This is a genomic window from Pseudobutyrivibrio sp. YE44 (assembly GCF_900104335.1).
Taxonomy (GTDB): Bacteria; Bacillota; Clostridia; order Lachnospirales; family Lachnospiraceae; genus Pseudobutyrivibrio.
Genome location: NZ_FMXT01000004.1, coordinates 212,618 through 229,002, shown reverse-complemented (window position 1 = coordinate 229,002; position 16,385 = coordinate 212,618). Strand labels below are relative to the sequence as shown.

Below are 16,385 nucleotides of genomic sequence, written 5' to 3'. Positions count from 1 at the left end.
ATCTCGTCATATGTTGCCTTTGGCTTACGTTCACGAGTATGAGCTTTAACTTCAACAATTTCAGGTTCGATAGGAATGGCAGGCGTATCCTCTTCATCAGATGAATCAAATAAGCTTAACTGCCCAGGAATATCGCCTTTACGGATTTCGCTTGTAGAACCAAACAGCTTTGTCTTTAGATAGTCAAGCTGAGCCTGAAGATTTGCTATAACTTGATCTTTTTCATCAAGCTTTGCATTTCTCTCATCAACAGACTTTTGGAGCGACATAATAAGCGTAGTCTGAGTGTTGATTGTATTATTCAGTTGTAAAATTGTATCCCTCAGATCTCTGAGTTGGATATCATTTGCACCTGACATTTACTAGTTAAAACTCCTTTTTCTGATATATTTATTATAGCAGATTTAGGGTTAAAAACCCAGTAAAATCAAGGCTTTTAGGCACTTTTTATTGCCCTTGGTTGCTCGATATCAAGCCCTGACATTAACCAATCAAACTGTCTCCAGGTGATGGTTCTGACCTCATTTTTGTTACGAGGCCATTTGTATTTTCCAAGCTTATAATCGAGCCTTTTATATAAAAGCAAAAATCCATCATTTTCATGATAGAGCGCTTTTATCCTGTCATTACGCTTACCACAAAACAGGTATAGCGATTTAGTATTTTCTGCATCGAGTTCGAGCAGATCTTTAATTACGGCACAAAGTCCATCAATGGACTTTCGCATATCTGTGTATCCACAGATGATATATATGTTATCTGCCATTGAGATGTCACCAATCATAAGCGACCTCCTAGGCAGGACATAACCTGAGATAACAACTTAGGATTTGCATCATTAAATACCTTGATTGATGCTTTTCCTATAGTTATTTCTAGAGCACACTGAGTTGATGTAATCGATGGAATTACAGGCGCTGGTTCCATTGGTAATTCGTCAACAATTTCAAGCTTAACAATATCTGGCTTGGTATCGACGTGATATGCTTCCGCATATGTTCTGTCAGGAACATTCGCGCCATCACGTTTCAATTGTTTGACCCAGCTATAAAATGTGCTTGTTTGTATGTCGTGCTGCTTGCACCACATATAATCGGATAAGCCGCTTGAGCGGCATTCCATTACCATGTCAAACTTTTGTTGCTTGGTAAATCTACTTCTCATAATAACAACCTCCATTTGTAGTAAAACGCTCCACTATCACGAATAGAATTGGAGTGAAACGCTCCATATGTTTAGTTGTTATTATTGTTTCAGAAAATCCGCTGTCAGTCACGACGGTGGAACACTAAGCGCTTACTATTAAAAGCTTAGAAGATATAGAACAGGCTATGATGTTTTACTCTGTCATGAGTGATGGAGATAATTATTATCTTAAAATAAATGATTATTATAGGATACAAGCAATGCGAGAGTGGGAGCAAAGTGGAATATCATTTATGTATAATGAAAATGCATACAGTACGATTAAAGATAGATTTACAGATAATGTAGATGATGTAATTAATCAGATTGGAGGCGACGAGTATTCTGTTGAAGACAAAAAATCTGCATTGAATTTCTTTTTATACGGAAATACAAATTTGGGAAATAACGCAAAGTATAAATCATTTACAGATATACCAGTAGACCTGTCTCTACAATGTATAAATGCCTTTGAAGATACTTTTATAGTAGATGAAGATAGTCTGAGTAAAGCTTTTTCAAATGCTAGTGAGAATATTCGTGAGGAAATGGAAGTAAAAATCCCTTATGTGCAAGATGATTTGATAAATTGACGAGTAAGAAGGAGAAATATATTGAAACGCAAAATGATAATATTGGGGAGTTGTTGCCTTTGCATAATAATAATTATAGTCACAATTCTCGTGCTGAGTATGAACGGTATCATAGGTGATTACAAATATGAGTTTAATACAGATGAAAGGTGGACAATTAGGCTTACTGAGTATACAGGAAATGATACTAAAGTTGTGTTGTCTACACATATTGGGCCATTCAAAATTAAATATGTTACAAAAGAAACATTCAGTAATAGCAAAACAGTAGAAAAGATAGTTGTTCCGCCTGATATTGAATATAAATCAATGGTTATAGGGAACAATGTTTTGAAGGAGTTGGAATACGAATACGGTAGAAAAAGGGATTGTGTTACAGTAGTTAATTGTAAAAATTTTGAAAAGGTTGTTTTCCCAGATGGGTTAGAAGAAATCGTACGAGATTATTTAGCATGTCCCAAACTGAATAGTGTTGTCATACCTAGTTCTGTAAAAAAAATAGTTTTTGACTTTGATGAAACAGGATATAGCGAAGCTCACAAAAATGATAAGTATTACGTGGTTGGTGATGGTGTTTTGCTGTTTTATCATGGCTCAAAGGAAGAAATTGTGATTCCAGAAGGGGTTAAAAGTATTAATCATTATTGTGTCATAGGAAAAGAAAATGAGGATGAAACAAAGATTGTATATCTTCCAGATTCATTAAACATGTGCTTGGAGTTTGGATATGAGAACGAGGTTATTTTTTATGGGAACAATCAAGACATATCATATGATGATTTGTACGATGTAAAAAGTATAATTAAAGCGCCAAAGGGTGCACCTGTTGAGCAATTCTGTAAGGACAATGATATAGAATTCCAAGAGAGTACAGAAGAGGAAGAAGCTATACGAAAAGAAAAAACCGAAGCCGCAGCTTCAGAAATAACCTACCAAGAAAACGAGAAATGGTGACATAAACAATGAGTTATAAAACAGATTTAAAAATCATTGCAGCATTAATAATGATGCTTATTGTGGTGCTAATAGTTTTGACTGATATGACGCATCGAAGTAGACCTACAGTAGAACCAGATTACATTTCTTCATTTTATGGCTCTAGAGATAAAACTGATCCAGATAAAATATATTTTAATGAAGATATGCTTGAGGTTGCTGCCTTTTGGTATAATATGTGTTGTGGAACAGATTATACAGGTAAAGATATAGAACATGCTTATTTTGAGAAAAATGAAATATATTCAAATTATCTTGAATTATTCAGTGGGAATTGTATTAAAGAGATATATTGGGGGTTTGAGTATATAACAAGTAAGGAATATGATTGTATTTTTGCAGATTTATCATATAGACAAAAACAAAATGTAGAAAAAATCTATCTCGAGGAGCAGCAATTAGCTTATGAATATTATGGTAAAGAGTTTAATTTTTTTAGGTTGACTGAAGAACAGCAACTTGAATTTTATTATTTGTATAAAGACCCCGATTATAAATTAAATGATGAGATTCTGAAAATGGAAGATAATGAGTAATTTCCGTCCAATAACTGAAGAGGAGGAAGCATTAAGAAAACAAAAAACAGAAGCTGCAGCTTCAGAAATAACCTACCAAGACAACAACTAGAGAATGGAGACATAATTATGAGCGAAACAACAGATTTACACGACCGCATTAGCAAATGCAATTCTGAAATAGAAACAATCAAAACAGACATTGCCAACATGGAAGGGGAGATTTCAACAGTAAACGGAAAGCTTACCTTGATGGGTTTCTGTAAAGGTGGCAATGATGATTACGATGTAACTGCAGGAAGCAGTTGGAAGATGGCTTTTTGTAACAATGCTAGCAATAAAAGAAGTATAACAGGTTTGGAGTACACATTATCTGATAGCACTGGAAAAAATCTTATTTCTGACCTTGAAACCTGTATTTCAAATGCCTGGAAAATGGTTAGAGATTTGGAAGATGAAATCAGAAGATGTCAGGATAGAATAGCAGAAATAGAGGCAGAGGAAGCACAAGAGGCAGGACGTTAAAAATGGCAAAGGAAATAACAAAATTAACTTCAGAAAAAAATGTATTTTTAAATAATAAAAAATTTAAAACATTAATTGATAGCATGAGTGACTCATCACAGAATCTTTTGGTGGATTATAATCTATTTGAGAGCACCTTGGATATTGTTGGCACAGAGTCTATGGTATGTGTGTCTCAGTTGTTTTGTACCATTTTTGATTCAAGCAATTCATGGCAACCAAAACTGTTAGGAAAAATAGTTCCTACACTTGATAAAGCTAAAGATAATATCAACTTTGCAGATTTGATGTCGTCTGATAACATTAAGGCTGAAATCATTTGATTGTCCATGCTGCAATAGTTGAATTTATAGATATTCTGATGTATTATTAAAGGGCTGTTTAGCGTTAGCTAGACAGTCCATGTTTTTGTATTTAGAAGAGGAGATATATCATGACTCAGTCACGTACACACAACTGTAACGAGCTCCGTCTTGCAGATGCTGGCAAGCAGGTTACATTAGTTGGTTGGTTCGAAAACATTAGAAAGGTGTCTAAGAATCTTGGATTCGTTATCCTTCGTGATTTCTACGGCACAACACAGATAGTTATTGAGACAGAAGAGATGATGGCTGTTATCGATTCTGTTAACAAGGAGTCTACAATCTCTGTTACAGGTGAGGTTCGCGAGCGTTCTTCAAAGAACACAGAGCTTCCAACAGGTGAGATTGAAGTAGTTCCTACAAAGATTGAAATCCTTGGCAAGTGTACTCACAACGAGCTTCCATTCGAGATTAATCGTTCAAAGGAAGCAGATGAGAATACTCGTCTTAAATATCGTTATCTTGATCTTCGTAATCCAGACGTTAAGAGCAAGATTATCCTTCGTAGCAAAATCGTAGCAGAGCTTCGTGCGTCTATGATTGCTCACGATTTCATGGAGATTACAACTCCAATCCTTACATGCTCATCACCTGAGGGTGCTCGTGATTACCTTGTTCCAGCACGTAATCACCCTGGCAAGTTCTATGCACTTCCACAGGCACCACAGCAGTTCAAGCAGATTCTCATGGCATCTGGTTTCGACAGATACTTCCAGATTGCACCATGTTTCCGTGATGAGGATGCTCGTGCAGATCGTTCTCCAGGAGAGTTCTATCAGCTTGATATGGAGATGGCATTCGCATCTCAGGAAGATGTCTTCGCAGTAATCGAAGATGTACTTCCACCTATCTTTGCTAAGTACGGCGTTTACAACACAGCTTCAACAGCTCCATTTGTACGCATTCCATATCTTGAGTCAATGGACAAGTACGGTTCAGACAAGCCAGATCTTCGTATCGACCTTGTTCTTCAGGACGCTACAGAGGTTATGGCTGATTGTGGATTCGGTCCATTCGAGGGCAACGTTGTTAAGGCTATCGTTGTTGATAACCTTACAGCTACACGTAAGCAGATCGACGCTATGATCGCTGAGGTAGAGGTTGCTACAGCTCAGAAGACATACTGGTTCAAGCTTGATGAGAACGGCGAAATCGTTGGAGGTATCGCTAAGTTCCTTCAGGAGAGAAAGCAGGCAGTCATCGATGCACTTGGTCTTAAGCCTGGTGATTTCGTTGGTCTTGCTGCAGGTCCACTTCTTGTTGCTCAGAAGACAGCTGGTGTATTCAGAAAGCTTCTCGGCGCAGCAGCAGAGGGACACATGAAGAAGGATTGTTACGAGTTCTGCTGGATTGTTGATTTCCCAATGTACGAAATCGGTGAAGAGTCTGGCGAGCTTGAGTTCTGCCACAACCCATTCTCTATGCCACAGGGTGGTATGGATGCTCTTAAGAACCAGGAGCCACTTGATATTCTTGCATACCAGTACGACTTAGTATGTAACGGTGTTGAGCTCTCATCTGGTGCTATCAGAAACCATGACCCTGAAATCATGATTGAGGCCTTCAAGCTTGTTGGTCTTGGCGAGGATGATGTTAAGGCTAAGTTCCCAGCTATGTACAACGCCTTCACTTATGGTGCTCCACCACACGGCGGTATCGCTCCTGGTGTAGACCGTATGATTATGCTTATTGCTGGTGAGGAATCAATCCGTGAGATTATTCCATTCCCAATGAATAAGAATGCACAGGATATTATGATGGATGCTCCTGCAACTGTTGAGCAGAAGCAGCTTGATGATGTCCACATTGCAATAGTAATGCCAAAAGAAGATTAAGGACAATGGAGCCCTTTCGTTAAGCCGGCAAGCTATATAGCTTGTGGGCTGCGGAGGGCTTTTTATACTTTTTAAGGGCAGGTAATTCTTGTTCTTAAGTAAAAAATATAAGAGGTGAATTATTATGAAGAATTTTAATGCAAAGGAAGTAATTGAAAAGGATGTGACTTATCTTAGAAATTTCTTTAATGGTTTCTCTGACAAGTCTATTGCTGTTATTGGTATTTCAGGAGGAAAGGATTCAACAGTTGCTGCAGCTCTTTTAAAGGAAGCAATTGGTGCAGACAGAGTTATTGGCGTTATGATGCCAAACACAACTCAGTCAGATATTGAAGATTCTAAGAAGGTATGCGAGTTCCTTGGAATCAGACATACTACAGTAAATATCGGTGAAATCTTTGATGCTGCTAAGAAGACTTACGAAGCTAACGACATGATTTCCATGACTTCTCAGCTTCTTACAAACCTTGCTCCACGTCTTCGTATGGCTACACTTTACGCTGTTGCTCAGGGACAGAATGCGCCAGCTTTTGTTGTTAACACTTGCAACCGTTCAGAGGATTACGTTGGTTACTCTACAAAGTACGGTGATGCTGCTGGCGATGTTTCTGTACTTCAGGATTTAATGGTTTGTGAGGTTCGTGCTATTGGTGATGAGCTTGGTCTTCCTACAGATCTTGTTCACAAGGCTCCAAGTGATGGTCTTTGCGGCAAGACAGACGAAGACAACTTAGGCTTCACATATGCAGCTCTTGATAGCTACATTCAGTGGCTTGATGATGACAAGGCAGGAGAGTGCCCAATTGAGGCTTCTCTTGTTGAGGTTATTGAAAAGAAGCATGTTGCAAACCTTCACAAGCTTAAGACACTTCCTTCTTTTGCAAGACAGTAAGTTTTATATTGCTGGATGGTTGAATAAGGAACTTAATATAGAATTAATTTTGACTAGTTTAATATGATTAATATTAACCCTCTTTACAAGACAATGAAAAGTTTTGTAGGGAGGGTTATTTTTATGTTTTAAGCTTTACAGACAGCTATTTAGGCACATGGAGTTATCCTTATTGAGAAGTTACCTCAAATAAATTTTCATATTTTTATTAAAGGTAGGTTTACATTCTTGGTTTAGTATGGTAAAGTGATAAAGAAATAAAGCAAATGAATCCGATAGGAGACAATATTATGAAGAAAAGAATTTTAGTGGGGTTATTAATCGGTGCTATGACACTTGGCTTGGTAGCATGTGGTTCAGATTCATCATCAAGCTCTGGTGGTGAAACAGCTTCTACAGAGGAAGGTGGCGAAAGCTCAGCTGCAGAGAGCGATGCTGCTTATATTCAGGATAAGGGTACACTTATTGTTGGTATTACAGATTTCGCACCAATGGATTACAAAGATGACACTGGGGAGTGGATTGGCTTTGATGCAGATATGGCACGTAAGGTCGCTGAGTCTATGAACGTTGATGTGGAATTTGTAGAGATTGATTGGGACAACAAGATTCTCGAGCTTGAGAACAAGTCAATCGATGTGGTATGGAATGGTATGACTCTTACACCTGAGGTTACAAATGCGATGGAATGCACAAATGCATATTGTAACAATGCACAGGTGGTAGTGGTTAATGCCGATGTGGCTGACAAGTACCAGGATGTCGATTCCTTGAAAGACTTAAGCTTTGCTGTTGAGTCTGGCTCTGCAGGAGAGGCAGCAGCAAATGAGAATGGTCTCACATCAATCGCTGTAAAGACTCAGGCTGACGCTGTTATGGAAGTTGCAGCTGGAACCTCTGATGCATGCATAATCGACTTACTTATGGCAGGCGCTATGATTGGTGAAGGCACAAGCTATCCTAATCTTGCACACACTGTTGAGCTTACAACTGAGGAATACGGAATCGGTTGCCGCAAGGGTTCAGACTTTGCTGAATACATCAACAAGCAGCTCAAAGCTTTATACGACGATGGCACTATGCAGGAAATCGCAAAGACATACGGCGTTCAGGATGCAGTAGTTGCACAGTAAAAACTAGGATGGTATAGGATATGTTTTCATCTGTTACGATATCACTTTTTGAGGGTTTCTTAGGAACCCTCAAATTGTTTTCATTGACACTTTTATTTGCACTTCCACTTGGACTTGTAATAAGCTTTGGTTCAATGAATAAAAATATAATACTTCGCGGGCCAATAAGGTTTATAATATGGATTGTTCGAGGCACTCCACTTATGCTTCAGCTCCTTATTATTTTCTATGGACCTGGAATCTTCCTTGGAGTTAATGTGTGGGGCTCCGGAGACGGCGGACGTTTTACCGCAGCTCTTGTTGCCTTTGTAATTAACTATGCCTGCTATTTCAGCGAGATTTTCAGAGGTGGTATCCAGTCCATTCCAAAGGGCCAGTATGAAGCAGCAGCAGTGCTTGGTTTGAGCAAATCTCAGACCTTCTTTAAAATTATATTACTTCAGGTTATAAAGAGAATCGTTCCACCTATCTCAAACGAAGTAATCACTCTTGTAAAGGATACCTCTCTTGCTAGAGTTATTGCCTTCTACGAAATCATCTGGGAAGGCGAGCGCTTCATCAAAAGCGCAGGTATCATTTGGCCACTGTTTTACACAGGCGTATTCTACCTGATATTCAGTGGATTGCTTACACTATTGTTTGGATATATTGAGAAGAAGTTGGATTTCTTTAAATAAATGAGGCGACGAAAATGTCAATACTAGAAGTAAACAACATAAAGAAAAAATTTGATAACACAGAGATTCTCAAAGGCATCAGTTTTTCCATGGAAAAGGGCCAGACCCTTTCCATCCTCGGAAGCTCAGGCTCAGGAAAAACTACCTTGCTTAGATGTCTCAATTTTTTGGAGACACCAGATTGTGGCACCATCTCTGTAAATGGAAATTTGCTGTTTGACGCAATGAAGCAGCCATATTCTGAAGCAGAAATCAGAGAGAAGAGAGTGCATTTTGGAATGGTGTTCCAGCAGTTCAATCTTTTTCCTCAGTATACAGCTTTAGAAAATGTTGCCCTTGCTCCAAAGCTTTTCAACAATGGTAAGGTACCAGATTCAGAAATCGACGCAATGTGCAAGGACCTGCTTTCTAAGATGGGACTCTCAGATCGCATGTACAATTATCCTCATCAGCTTTCAGGAGGACAACAGCAGCGTGTGGCCATTGCAAGAGCCCTAGCTTTAAAGCCAGATATCCTTTGCTTTGACGAGCCTACATCAGCTCTTGATCCTGAGCTTACAGGTGAAGTTCTGAAGGTTATTAAGGAGCTTGCAAGCCAGCACACAACAATGATTATCGTTACTCACGAGATAGGCTTTGCCAGAGATGTTTCTGATGAAATCATCTTTATGGATGACGGCATTATTGCCGACAAGGGCACACCTTCGCAAGTGATTGATAATCCTATTAACGAACGTACAAAACAGTTTTTGTCCAACTATTCTGGACATAGCTGATAAATAATATAGGTTAATTTTTTCTTCAAAATAATAACCTGATATGGATTAATATTTTCTGATAGAAAATAATCCCATTCAAAGCTGTGGACTTATAGATGTTATCCTAAAGTAGCCCACAGGAAATTTGTAACTATTAACTCACATTAAAGGGGAGACAATATGAATACAGTTTGTATCGTAATTGCGATTCTTGTTTACCTTGCAGCGCTCCTTATTATGGGTGTGTCTTTTGCAAAGGAAAACAACACAGTTGATGACTACTACCTTGGTGGTAGAAAGCTAGGACCATTTGTTACAGCCATGAGTGCAGAGGCATCTGATATGTCCTCTTGGCTTTTAATGGGCCTTCCTGGCGTAGCATATGCTACCGGTGTTTGCGACGTCTTTTGGACAGCCTTAGGTCTTGGAATTGGAACTTATCTGAACTGGTTGCTTGTAGCAAAGCGACTTCGTAAGTACTCAGAACTTAACAATTCTGTTACCGTTCCAGATTTCTTCGAGCATCGTTTTAGAGACAAGAGTCATGTCTTGATGCTGATTTCATCAATTATCATCGTGGTATTTTTCATTCCTTACGTCGGTTCAGGCTTCGCTGCCTGTGGAAAGCTTTTCTCATCTTTGTTTGGTTTGGATTATACTGTGGCAATGCTTGCTTCAGCAGCAGTAATCGTAGGCTACACAGCTACAGGAGGTTTCCTTGCTGCTTCAACCACAGACTTCGTTCAGTCTATTATCATGACCATCGCACTCATTGCAGTTGTTTGCTTTGGTGTTAATTCAGTTGGTGGCTTTCAGACCATCAACACCTACAGCAATTCCTTAGACGGCTACATCAGCCTCATGGGAATGCACGATTTTGCTACAGGCAGCTATGTCTCTTACGGCGGCATAATCACAGTTATTTCTACTATGGCTTGGGGTCTTGGATATTTCGGAATGCCTCATATCCTCCTTAGATTTATGGCTATTGAAAATCCAGAAAAAATCAAGCTTAGCCGCCGTATTTCTACTGTTTGGGTATTCATCGCTATGGGAGTTGCAATCTTCATCGGTGTTATGACAAGAACTATGGTTAATGTTGGCGTCATCGATGAGCTTGCAGATTCAGAGCGTGGAATCATCGCTATTGCTCAGAAGCTTTCAGAGCTTGGTATTTTACAGGCACTTCTTGCAGGTGTTATCCTTGCAGGTATCTTGGCATGTACCATGTCCACCTGTGATTCGCAGATGCTTGCAGCTTCATCTTCAGTGTCTGAGAATATTATCCATGAGACACTTGGCGTCCAGCTTTCAGAGCACATGCAGATGGTTCTCGCTAGAGTGGTACTTATTGTTATTTCTGCAATAGGTATCTTCATCGCCCGTGACCCTAACAGCTCAGTCTTCGGTATTGTATCCTTTGCCTGGGCAGGCTTCGGCGCCGCCTTCGGCCCAATCATGCTCCTGGCCCTCTTCTGGAAGCGTGCAAACAAATACGGCGCTATCGCAGGTATGCTTGGCGGCGGTGTTATGATCTTCCTATGGAAGTTCCTTATCAAGCCTATGGGCGGCATCTTCGGAATCTACGAATTACTCCCAGGCTTCATCGTAGGCTTGGTTCTCTGCGTAGTTGTAAGCTTGGCTACACCAGCCCCAGAAAAAGAGATTGTGGAAGAATTTGAGTCGGTGAAGTAGGGAAAATACTTAGATTTGGGTATTGTGATTTCTGATGGATAAATAAGAATAATGTCATCAGGAATAATATGGTATTTTGCAATAAAAATCCCACTCAGTTAGACATTGATTTTGTCTACTGGTGGGATTTATTTTTTATTAGTTCTTCCAACTAGATAATCAAGTGATACATTATAATAATCAGCAAGTTTTATGGCGTAGGAGAGCGGAAGTTCTCGTATGCCTTTTTCATATCTGCGATAAACCTCTCTTTTGCAGAAAAGGATATCTGCAATGTCTTGTTGAGTTAAGTCATGATCAATTCTAAGATCTTCAAGCCTTTGGATATGCAAGTGTGTCCTCCCCTCTATTTATAGGCAAAAGTCAGAAAATAATAATCAGATTATGGAAAAGTGTGAAAAGTGTGTTAAAAAACTATTATTTCTAAGACAATGCTACCATTTGGTGGTATATTAATGTTGCTGGTGCTACCATATGGTTGCACCCATAATTAGCTCTCGCGTGCTACCGTATGGTTACATCAGTTGGTCGACATGGGGAGAAATTCAATTTATAGGAGGGATTTTACACTATGACTAGAAACAAGAAATTAGCAAGACTTTTCGCAGTCACTGTGGCTGCAACAACACTTGCAACATCTATGCCTGTTATGGCAGCTCCTTTTGATGCAAACTATTATGCATCTAAGAATCCAGATGTAGTTGCTGTTGTTGGCACTACACCAAAGGCTCTTGAGCAGCACTATAATCTTTTTGGCAAGAACGAAGGCCGTGCATCAAATCAAGAGGAAGAGTACATTGAAGTTCTCCGTTCTATTTTTGATGCTAAGTTCTACGCTCAGAAGAACCCTGATGTAGCTGCAGCATTTGGCAATGATGTTAACAAGCTCTTTGCTCACTTCCTTACATTCGGTATGAAGGAAGGCAGAAACATCAGCCCATATTTCGATATCAACGCTTATAAGAAAGCATATCCAGATCTTCAGAATGCTTTTGGCGCTGATATGGCTAAGTATTATATTCACTTTGCTACTTTCGGACAGAAAGAGCACAGAACTCTCGGTGGCTTCCCATCTGAAGGCATTCTTCCAGGTGGCGTAAAGGCCGGCTCTGGTTCTGCAGCAAGCTCTGGTGGCGGAGACGATTCGTCAGGTGGTGGCGGTATTAGTCTTGATGGTAGTATCGCTAATGTAAAGAATTCGGCAACTACTATTAAGAATAATGCATTAGGTTTACAGGAAGATGTTGGTGCATTGGCAACAAGATTATCAGAAGTAGATGTAGATGCAGCATTAAGTAGCGATGATCCTGAAGTAGTGGCTGCAGTAAAGGATGAAGTTGACGATATTGCTGCACAGGCAACTCAGAAGAAAGCAGCTGCAGAATCATTAAAGAGCCAAGCAGAACGTGTTCAGAGTTCAGCAGAGTCACTTATGAGTCAGACTCAGGCAGCAGCTGGATATGATCCAGAAGAGGCAGCTAAAACTGCTGCAGAAATTCAGAGTGATATAGACACAGCGGAAGCTGCAATAACATCTGCACAGGCAACTCTTGATACAATTAATGCTGTCAAAGTTGGTGATGATTATTATAAAGCTTGTGATGTTGAGAAGAATGATGAGGGCGAATACGTTCTCAAGGATGGCGTTGATGCAGACAATGACAAGTTGGCTGATACTGAGACTTGCTTAGCAGGTGTGCAGGATGCACTTACAGAGGCATCTGGAGATGTCACAGCAGCACAGACTGCTGTTGATGATTTGACTGCTGAAGGTGCAGAAAATAAGGATAGTATTGAGACGTACATTTCAGCTAAAGCAGCTAAAGAAGCAGCAGATAAATTGAAAACAGATGCTATTGCTGCATACAATGCTGCTCATCCAGATGAGGCAGAAAAAGACTCTTATGATGATGTATCAGATTGGTATGCTGAGGAGTATGCTGATAAAGCTGCAGAAATAGATGAAACGGATTATGCTGCACTTGCCGCAGCCGTTACAGAAGCAGAAGAGGGTGCTGGTGTGGATGAATATATCACAGCTGTTAACGCACTAGATGCTGCACAAGATGAGGTTGACCGTCTTGATGGTGTTAAGACACAATTAGGAAATGATAAGAGTGGTGCAACACAAGCTATAAGTGAAGCTAATGCTGAGATTAAAACTTTAACCACTGCTAAAAATGCTACAGAAGCTTATGATGAGGCTACTACAGCGGTTGCACAGGCACAGCAGGCCATCGATGATGCACAGGCTGTAATAGATGATGCAACAGAAAAAAGTGGTGACTTGCAGACTCAATTGGATGCTCTTAATGGCACAACAAGCACAGACCCTGGAAACAACACAGATCCAGGAAGTAACACAGACCCTGGAAACAACACAGATCCAGGAAGTAACACAGATCCTGGAAATAATACAGACCCAGGTAACAATCAAAATCCATAATAACCATAACAGATTAATCTAAGTATTGAGTGTAGGCAGGAGCGCCCTTCGGGGCGCTCTTGTTGTGTTTATCAATTTATAAACGGTTCTATGCTGTGTTGCGGACATGCTATTGATAAAAATTTTGAGAATCACTGTTGAAAATGAGGGATTTATCAAAACTCAAACGAGGAATGGGGCTTCGCGGGACTTCAATTGATAAAAATCTAGGATAATCTTTGGCTCTCACTACAAAAAGCAATAATTTTATCAATCAAGAACGAAGTAATGCGGTTTATTAGGAGTGAAATTGATAAAACAGTCAAATTATCATAATTAACTATAAATATTTATCATTGCATAACGAAAGAATGCGGCATATGCGAGGTCAAATTGATAAGAGTGGTATGTTCATTAGTTTTGTCAGTCCGATACTATAGAAATCAAACAAGAATGCTAATCTAGTCAGCCTTATAATATCGCGGTACAACAAGAATACTGGCTTAGCTATCTCGATTTATCGCGGCTGAACGAGAACATGTGGGTTAACAAAGCCTCAATTGATAAAAATCAGCGGAAATCCGCGATTTTTTATCGCGGCACCTTCAGCTAGCCTACTATTTCAAAAATCCTGTGATAAAAAATCAGCAAAATCAGCCCAATTTTATCAATGAGCAAGCGAAAAATAAGGATTTTTAGACATGCCGCGATAAATTAGGAACACCCCGAAGGGCGCTCCAATTGAAATCAATTATTTATTCTGAAGCAGAGCAATTAAAAGATGGTGGTACTTTATGAATAACATTTTAGGGAACTTTTGAATGCAGATACCAATAAAAAGTTCCCTAAAACTTTGCTTTTTAGGTCGCTTTTTGTTAGTGTAACATCATGAACATTTCGCAAGCGGCTTCATTCATTTGAAACTCATTTATTCATAGCACAAGGAGGATAATAGATTATGGATTTTAATACAAATATTTTTGAGCAGTATGATAAGAAGTGGGCGCTTCTTACAGCAGGGGATAAGAATAGTTTTAATACAATGACAATTAGCTGGGGCGGTTTTGGAACTATCTGGAACAAGCCTGTAGCTACAGTTTATGTAAGAACTAATCGCTATACACATGAATTCATGGATAACAATGAGTACTTCACAGTAAGCTTTTATCCAGAAGACTATAAGAAGACTCTCGGCGTGCTTGGGTCAAAGTCGGGACGTGATATGGACAAGATGAAGGATTCAGGACTTACACCAAGAGAAGTGGAGAACGGCATGACATTTGCAGAAGCAGAGGTAACTTTTGTATGTAGAAAGCTTATGTGTCAGCCACTTGAACCATCAAATATGAATCCTGATATCGCAGAGCAATTCTACGGAAAAGAAGCTCAGCATGATATGTTTATAGGTGAAGTTGTGGAGATAATAAGGTAAAATATAGCTATCAAAAGCCATAAGGCTAAATAATAAAAAAGGAGAAGTGCTGTTTGACAAAGTACAACACACGAGAGATTGTCGGCTAACCGGGAGGTTTGCAAACACAATCACACAAACCTCCCGCCAGAAAGGCAATGTAGGTCAACATAATTCAGGAGGTAAAAAAATTGAATAAAAATGACATTATAATTCGTTTAGAAAAACAGGAAGACTATAGAACAGTAGAAAATCTTATCAGAGAATCGTTTTGGAACGTATATCGTCCAGGGTGCAGCGAGCACTATGTGATGCATGTACTTAGAGATGATCCAGCTTTTGTAAAAGAGCTTGATTTTGTCATGGAGAAGAATGGCCAGATTTTTGGGCAGAACATGTTTATGAAGACGGTCATTGAGGCGGATGATGGAAGAGTTGTTCCGGTTCTTACAATGGGGCCAATTGGGATTACTCCAGAATTGAAGCGAAAAGGCTATGGCAAAAGAATCTTGGACTATTCTTTGGAAAAAGCAACTGAGATGGGATTTGGTGCGGTATTGTTTGAAGGCAATATTGATTTCTATGGAAAGAGTGGCTTTGACTACGCCAGTAAATTCGGAATCAGGTATCATGATTTGCCGGAAGATGCAGATTCATCATTCTTCCTTTGCAAGGAGTTGATTCCGGGGTATCTTAGTGAGGTTACAGGAGTATATCAGACTCCACAGGGATACTATGTGGATGATGCAGATGTAGATGAGTTTGACAAATCATTTCCTGCTAAGGAGAAGTTAAAGCTACCAGGACAGCTTTTCTAGACAAATAAGACCCAACAACAAGAGCACCCCATGGGAGTGCTCTTGTTGCATTTGGCTAATATTAATTTATGAGTAGGAGTAGTAATTCTATGGATGTATTAGCAGTATTAAAAGAAGCAATTTCAAAGGGAGAAATAATTCCATTCTTGCGAGGAGAAGGGGAATACATGTGTGAACATAACGAGATGGTTCAAGCTCCAGAACAGACTGATGTTAGTAAAGTTTTATCACGTGGCATCTACAAATTATATAAAGAAGATAATTCTATAAAGGTTCTTTTTGAAAATGGCTTGCTTGAAATGTTAGATGGAGATGATTTTGATGTATACATGGTAGGGGCTTATTTAACAAGCATATTATTTAAAGAACAAAATGGTTTGGCACCATTTTCTTTGGATAAAGATAAAATAATAGATAGATTTTCAGAAGAAGTTTTGTCAAGAAAAGATAGAATTAAAGCCGGGGTAAAACACGCATCAGGCTTTGTAAATGCATCTGCCTGGGAGGATATTGAGAGATTTAATTATGTTTGTAAAACTAATTATAATGTTCAATTATTCTAGGT

Annotated in this window: 18 protein-coding genes and 1 pseudogene; 15 read left to right on the top strand and 4 right to left on the bottom strand. The window is 39.3% G+C overall.

Translation table 11 applies throughout. The features are described 5' to 3' along the window. From BLR54_RS08760 to tnpA, 3 genes and pseudogenes are all read right to left on the bottom strand, one after another. A pseudogene (locus BLR54_RS08760) lies at positions 1–359 on the bottom strand (IS66 family transposase); the annotation flags it as partial. Positions 360–436: 77 nt separating this feature from the next. Beyond that, positions 437–784, bottom strand: a complete 348-nt coding sequence (gene tnpB / locus BLR54_RS08755) for an IS66 family insertion sequence element accessory protein TnpB (protein ID WP_143008416.1) — start codon at positions 782–784, stop codon at positions 437–439. Beyond that, positions 781–1,164, bottom strand: a complete 384-nt coding sequence (gene tnpA, locus BLR54_RS08750; protein ID WP_242871224.1) for an IS66 family insertion sequence element accessory protein TnpA — start codon at positions 1,162–1,164, stop codon at positions 781–783. The genes tnpB and tnpA overlap by 4 nt, the downstream gene beginning before the upstream one ends. Before the next feature lie 185 nt (positions 1,165–1,349). Here tnpA and BLR54_RS08745 point away from each other — a divergent pair, with 185 nt between their 5' ends. From BLR54_RS08745 to BLR54_RS08695, 11 genes are all read left to right on the top strand, one after another. Beyond that, positions 1,350–1,778 carry a hypothetical protein gene (locus tag BLR54_RS08745; RefSeq protein WP_143008415.1) on the top strand — a complete coding sequence of 143 codons (429 nt, stop codon included), beginning with the start codon at positions 1,350–1,352 and terminating at the stop codon, positions 1,776–1,778. Between the two features lie 21 nt (positions 1,779–1,799). Next, entirely contained in the window at positions 1,800–2,732 is a 933-nt protein-coding gene (locus tag BLR54_RS08740; protein ID WP_090419679.1) for a leucine-rich repeat protein, read from the top strand. Positions 2,733–2,740: 8 nt separating this feature from the next. Beyond that, on the top strand, positions 2,741–3,310 hold the full coding sequence (locus tag BLR54_RS08735; protein ID WP_090419676.1) for a hypothetical protein: 570 nt from the start codon (positions 2,741–2,743) through the stop codon (positions 3,308–3,310). Positions 3,311–3,418: 108 nt separating this feature from the next. Next, on the top strand, positions 3,419–3,814 hold the full coding sequence (locus tag BLR54_RS08730; protein WP_090419672.1) for a hypothetical protein: 396 nt from the start codon (positions 3,419–3,421) through the stop codon (positions 3,812–3,814). A gap of 2 nt (positions 3,815–3,816) precedes the next feature. Beyond that, positions 3,817–4,137, top strand: a complete 321-nt coding sequence (locus BLR54_RS08725; RefSeq protein WP_090419669.1) for a hypothetical protein — start codon at positions 3,817–3,819, stop codon at positions 4,135–4,137. Between the two features lie 110 nt (positions 4,138–4,247). Further along, positions 4,248–6,011 carry an aspartate--tRNA ligase gene (gene aspS, locus BLR54_RS08720; protein WP_090419666.1) on the top strand — a complete coding sequence of 588 codons (1,764 nt, stop codon included), beginning with the start codon at positions 4,248–4,250 and terminating at the stop codon, positions 6,009–6,011. Between the two features lie 124 nt (positions 6,012–6,135). Beyond that, entirely contained in the window at positions 6,136–6,903 is a 768-nt protein-coding gene (nadE, locus tag BLR54_RS08715; RefSeq protein ID WP_090419663.1) for an NAD(+) synthase, read from the top strand. A gap of 290 nt (positions 6,904–7,193) precedes the next feature. After that, positions 7,194–8,036, top strand: a complete 843-nt coding sequence (locus BLR54_RS08710) for a transporter substrate-binding domain-containing protein (RefSeq protein ID WP_090419660.1) — start codon at positions 7,194–7,196, stop codon at positions 8,034–8,036. Positions 8,037–8,056: 20 nt separating this feature from the next. Further along, complete coding sequence (locus BLR54_RS08705; RefSeq protein WP_090419657.1) at positions 8,057–8,713, top strand: amino acid ABC transporter permease; 657 nt, start codon at positions 8,057–8,059, stop codon at positions 8,711–8,713. Positions 8,714–8,727: 14 nt separating this feature from the next. Beyond that, positions 8,728–9,489: an amino acid ABC transporter ATP-binding protein gene (locus BLR54_RS08700; RefSeq protein ID WP_090419654.1), complete on the top strand. Its 762-nt coding sequence runs from the start codon at positions 8,728–8,730 to the stop codon at positions 9,487–9,489. A 162-nt stretch (positions 9,490–9,651) separates the two neighbouring features. Continuing rightward, the gene (locus BLR54_RS08695) at positions 9,652–11,166 is read left to right on the top strand and encodes a sodium/proline symporter (RefSeq protein WP_090419651.1); all 1,515 of its coding nucleotides are present in this window, start codon (positions 9,652–9,654) and stop codon (positions 11,164–11,166) included. A 128-nt stretch (positions 11,167–11,294) separates the two neighbouring features. Here the strand turns inward: BLR54_RS08695 and BLR54_RS08690 are convergent, their stop codons facing one another. After that, positions 11,295–11,498, bottom strand: coding sequence for a helix-turn-helix domain-containing protein (locus BLR54_RS08690; RefSeq protein WP_090419648.1), 204 nt, complete (start codon positions 11,496–11,498; stop codon positions 11,295–11,297). Between the two features lie 239 nt (positions 11,499–11,737). Between BLR54_RS08690 and BLR54_RS08685 the strand changes: the two genes are divergently transcribed. The 4 genes from BLR54_RS08685 to BLR54_RS08670 all read left to right on the top strand — a co-directional run bounded on the left by BLR54_RS08685 (position 11,738) and on the right by BLR54_RS08670 (position 16,383). Then, positions 11,738–13,612 carry an AAA family ATPase gene (locus BLR54_RS08685; protein WP_090419645.1) on the top strand — a complete coding sequence of 625 codons (1,875 nt, stop codon included), beginning with the start codon at positions 11,738–11,740 and terminating at the stop codon, positions 13,610–13,612. 937 nt (positions 13,613–14,549) lie between these two features. Beyond that, entirely contained in the window at positions 14,550–15,023 is a 474-nt protein-coding gene (locus tag BLR54_RS08680; protein ID WP_090419642.1) for a flavin reductase family protein, read from the top strand. Positions 15,024–15,193: 170 nt separating this feature from the next. After that, positions 15,194–15,820 (top strand): GNAT family N-acetyltransferase, encoded by a 627-nt coding sequence (locus BLR54_RS08675; RefSeq protein WP_090419639.1) that lies wholly within the window; start codon positions 15,194–15,196, stop codon positions 15,818–15,820. Positions 15,821–15,909: 89 nt separating this feature from the next. Further along, positions 15,910–16,383 (top strand): hypothetical protein, encoded by a 474-nt coding sequence (locus BLR54_RS08670; protein ID WP_090419637.1) that lies wholly within the window; start codon positions 15,910–15,912, stop codon positions 16,381–16,383. Positions 16,384–16,385: the final 2 nt, after the last annotated feature.

Bases quoted from the DNA above. Each gene is read 5' to 3' on its own strand.
- tnpB (WP_143008416.1), bottom strand. From the start codon at position 784: ATGATTGGTGACATCTCAATGGCAGATAACATATATATCATCTGTGGA.
- tnpA (WP_242871224.1), bottom strand. From the start codon at position 1,164: ATGAGAAGTAGATTTACCAAGCAACAAAAGTTTGACATGGTAATGGAA.
- BLR54_RS08745 (WP_143008415.1), top strand. From the start codon at position 1,350: ATGAGTGATGGAGATAATTATTATCTTAAAATAAATGATTATTATAGG.
- BLR54_RS08735 (WP_090419676.1), top strand. From the start codon at position 2,741: ATGAGTTATAAAACAGATTTAAAAATCATTGCAGCATTAATAATGATG.
- BLR54_RS08730 (WP_090419672.1), top strand. From the start codon at position 3,419: ATGAGCGAAACAACAGATTTACACGACCGCATTAGCAAATGCAATTCT.
- BLR54_RS08725 (WP_090419669.1), top strand. From the start codon at position 3,817: ATGGCAAAGGAAATAACAAAATTAACTTCAGAAAAAAATGTATTTTTA.
- aspS (WP_090419666.1), top strand. From the start codon at position 4,248: ATGACTCAGTCACGTACACACAACTGTAACGAGCTCCGTCTTGCAGAT.
- nadE (WP_090419663.1), top strand. From the start codon at position 6,136: ATGAAGAATTTTAATGCAAAGGAAGTAATTGAAAAGGATGTGACTTAT.
- BLR54_RS08710 (WP_090419660.1), top strand. From the start codon at position 7,194: ATGAAGAAAAGAATTTTAGTGGGGTTATTAATCGGTGCTATGACACTT.
- BLR54_RS08705 (WP_090419657.1), top strand. From the start codon at position 8,057: ATGTTTTCATCTGTTACGATATCACTTTTTGAGGGTTTCTTAGGAACC.
- BLR54_RS08700 (WP_090419654.1), top strand. From the start codon at position 8,728: ATGTCAATACTAGAAGTAAACAACATAAAGAAAAAATTTGATAACACA.
- BLR54_RS08695 (WP_090419651.1), top strand. From the start codon at position 9,652: ATGAATACAGTTTGTATCGTAATTGCGATTCTTGTTTACCTTGCAGCG.
- BLR54_RS08685 (WP_090419645.1), top strand. From the start codon at position 11,738: ATGACTAGAAACAAGAAATTAGCAAGACTTTTCGCAGTCACTGTGGCT.
- BLR54_RS08680 (WP_090419642.1), top strand. From the start codon at position 14,550: ATGGATTTTAATACAAATATTTTTGAGCAGTATGATAAGAAGTGGGCG.
- BLR54_RS08670 (WP_090419637.1), top strand. From the start codon at position 15,910: ATGGATGTATTAGCAGTATTAAAAGAAGCAATTTCAAAGGGAGAAATA.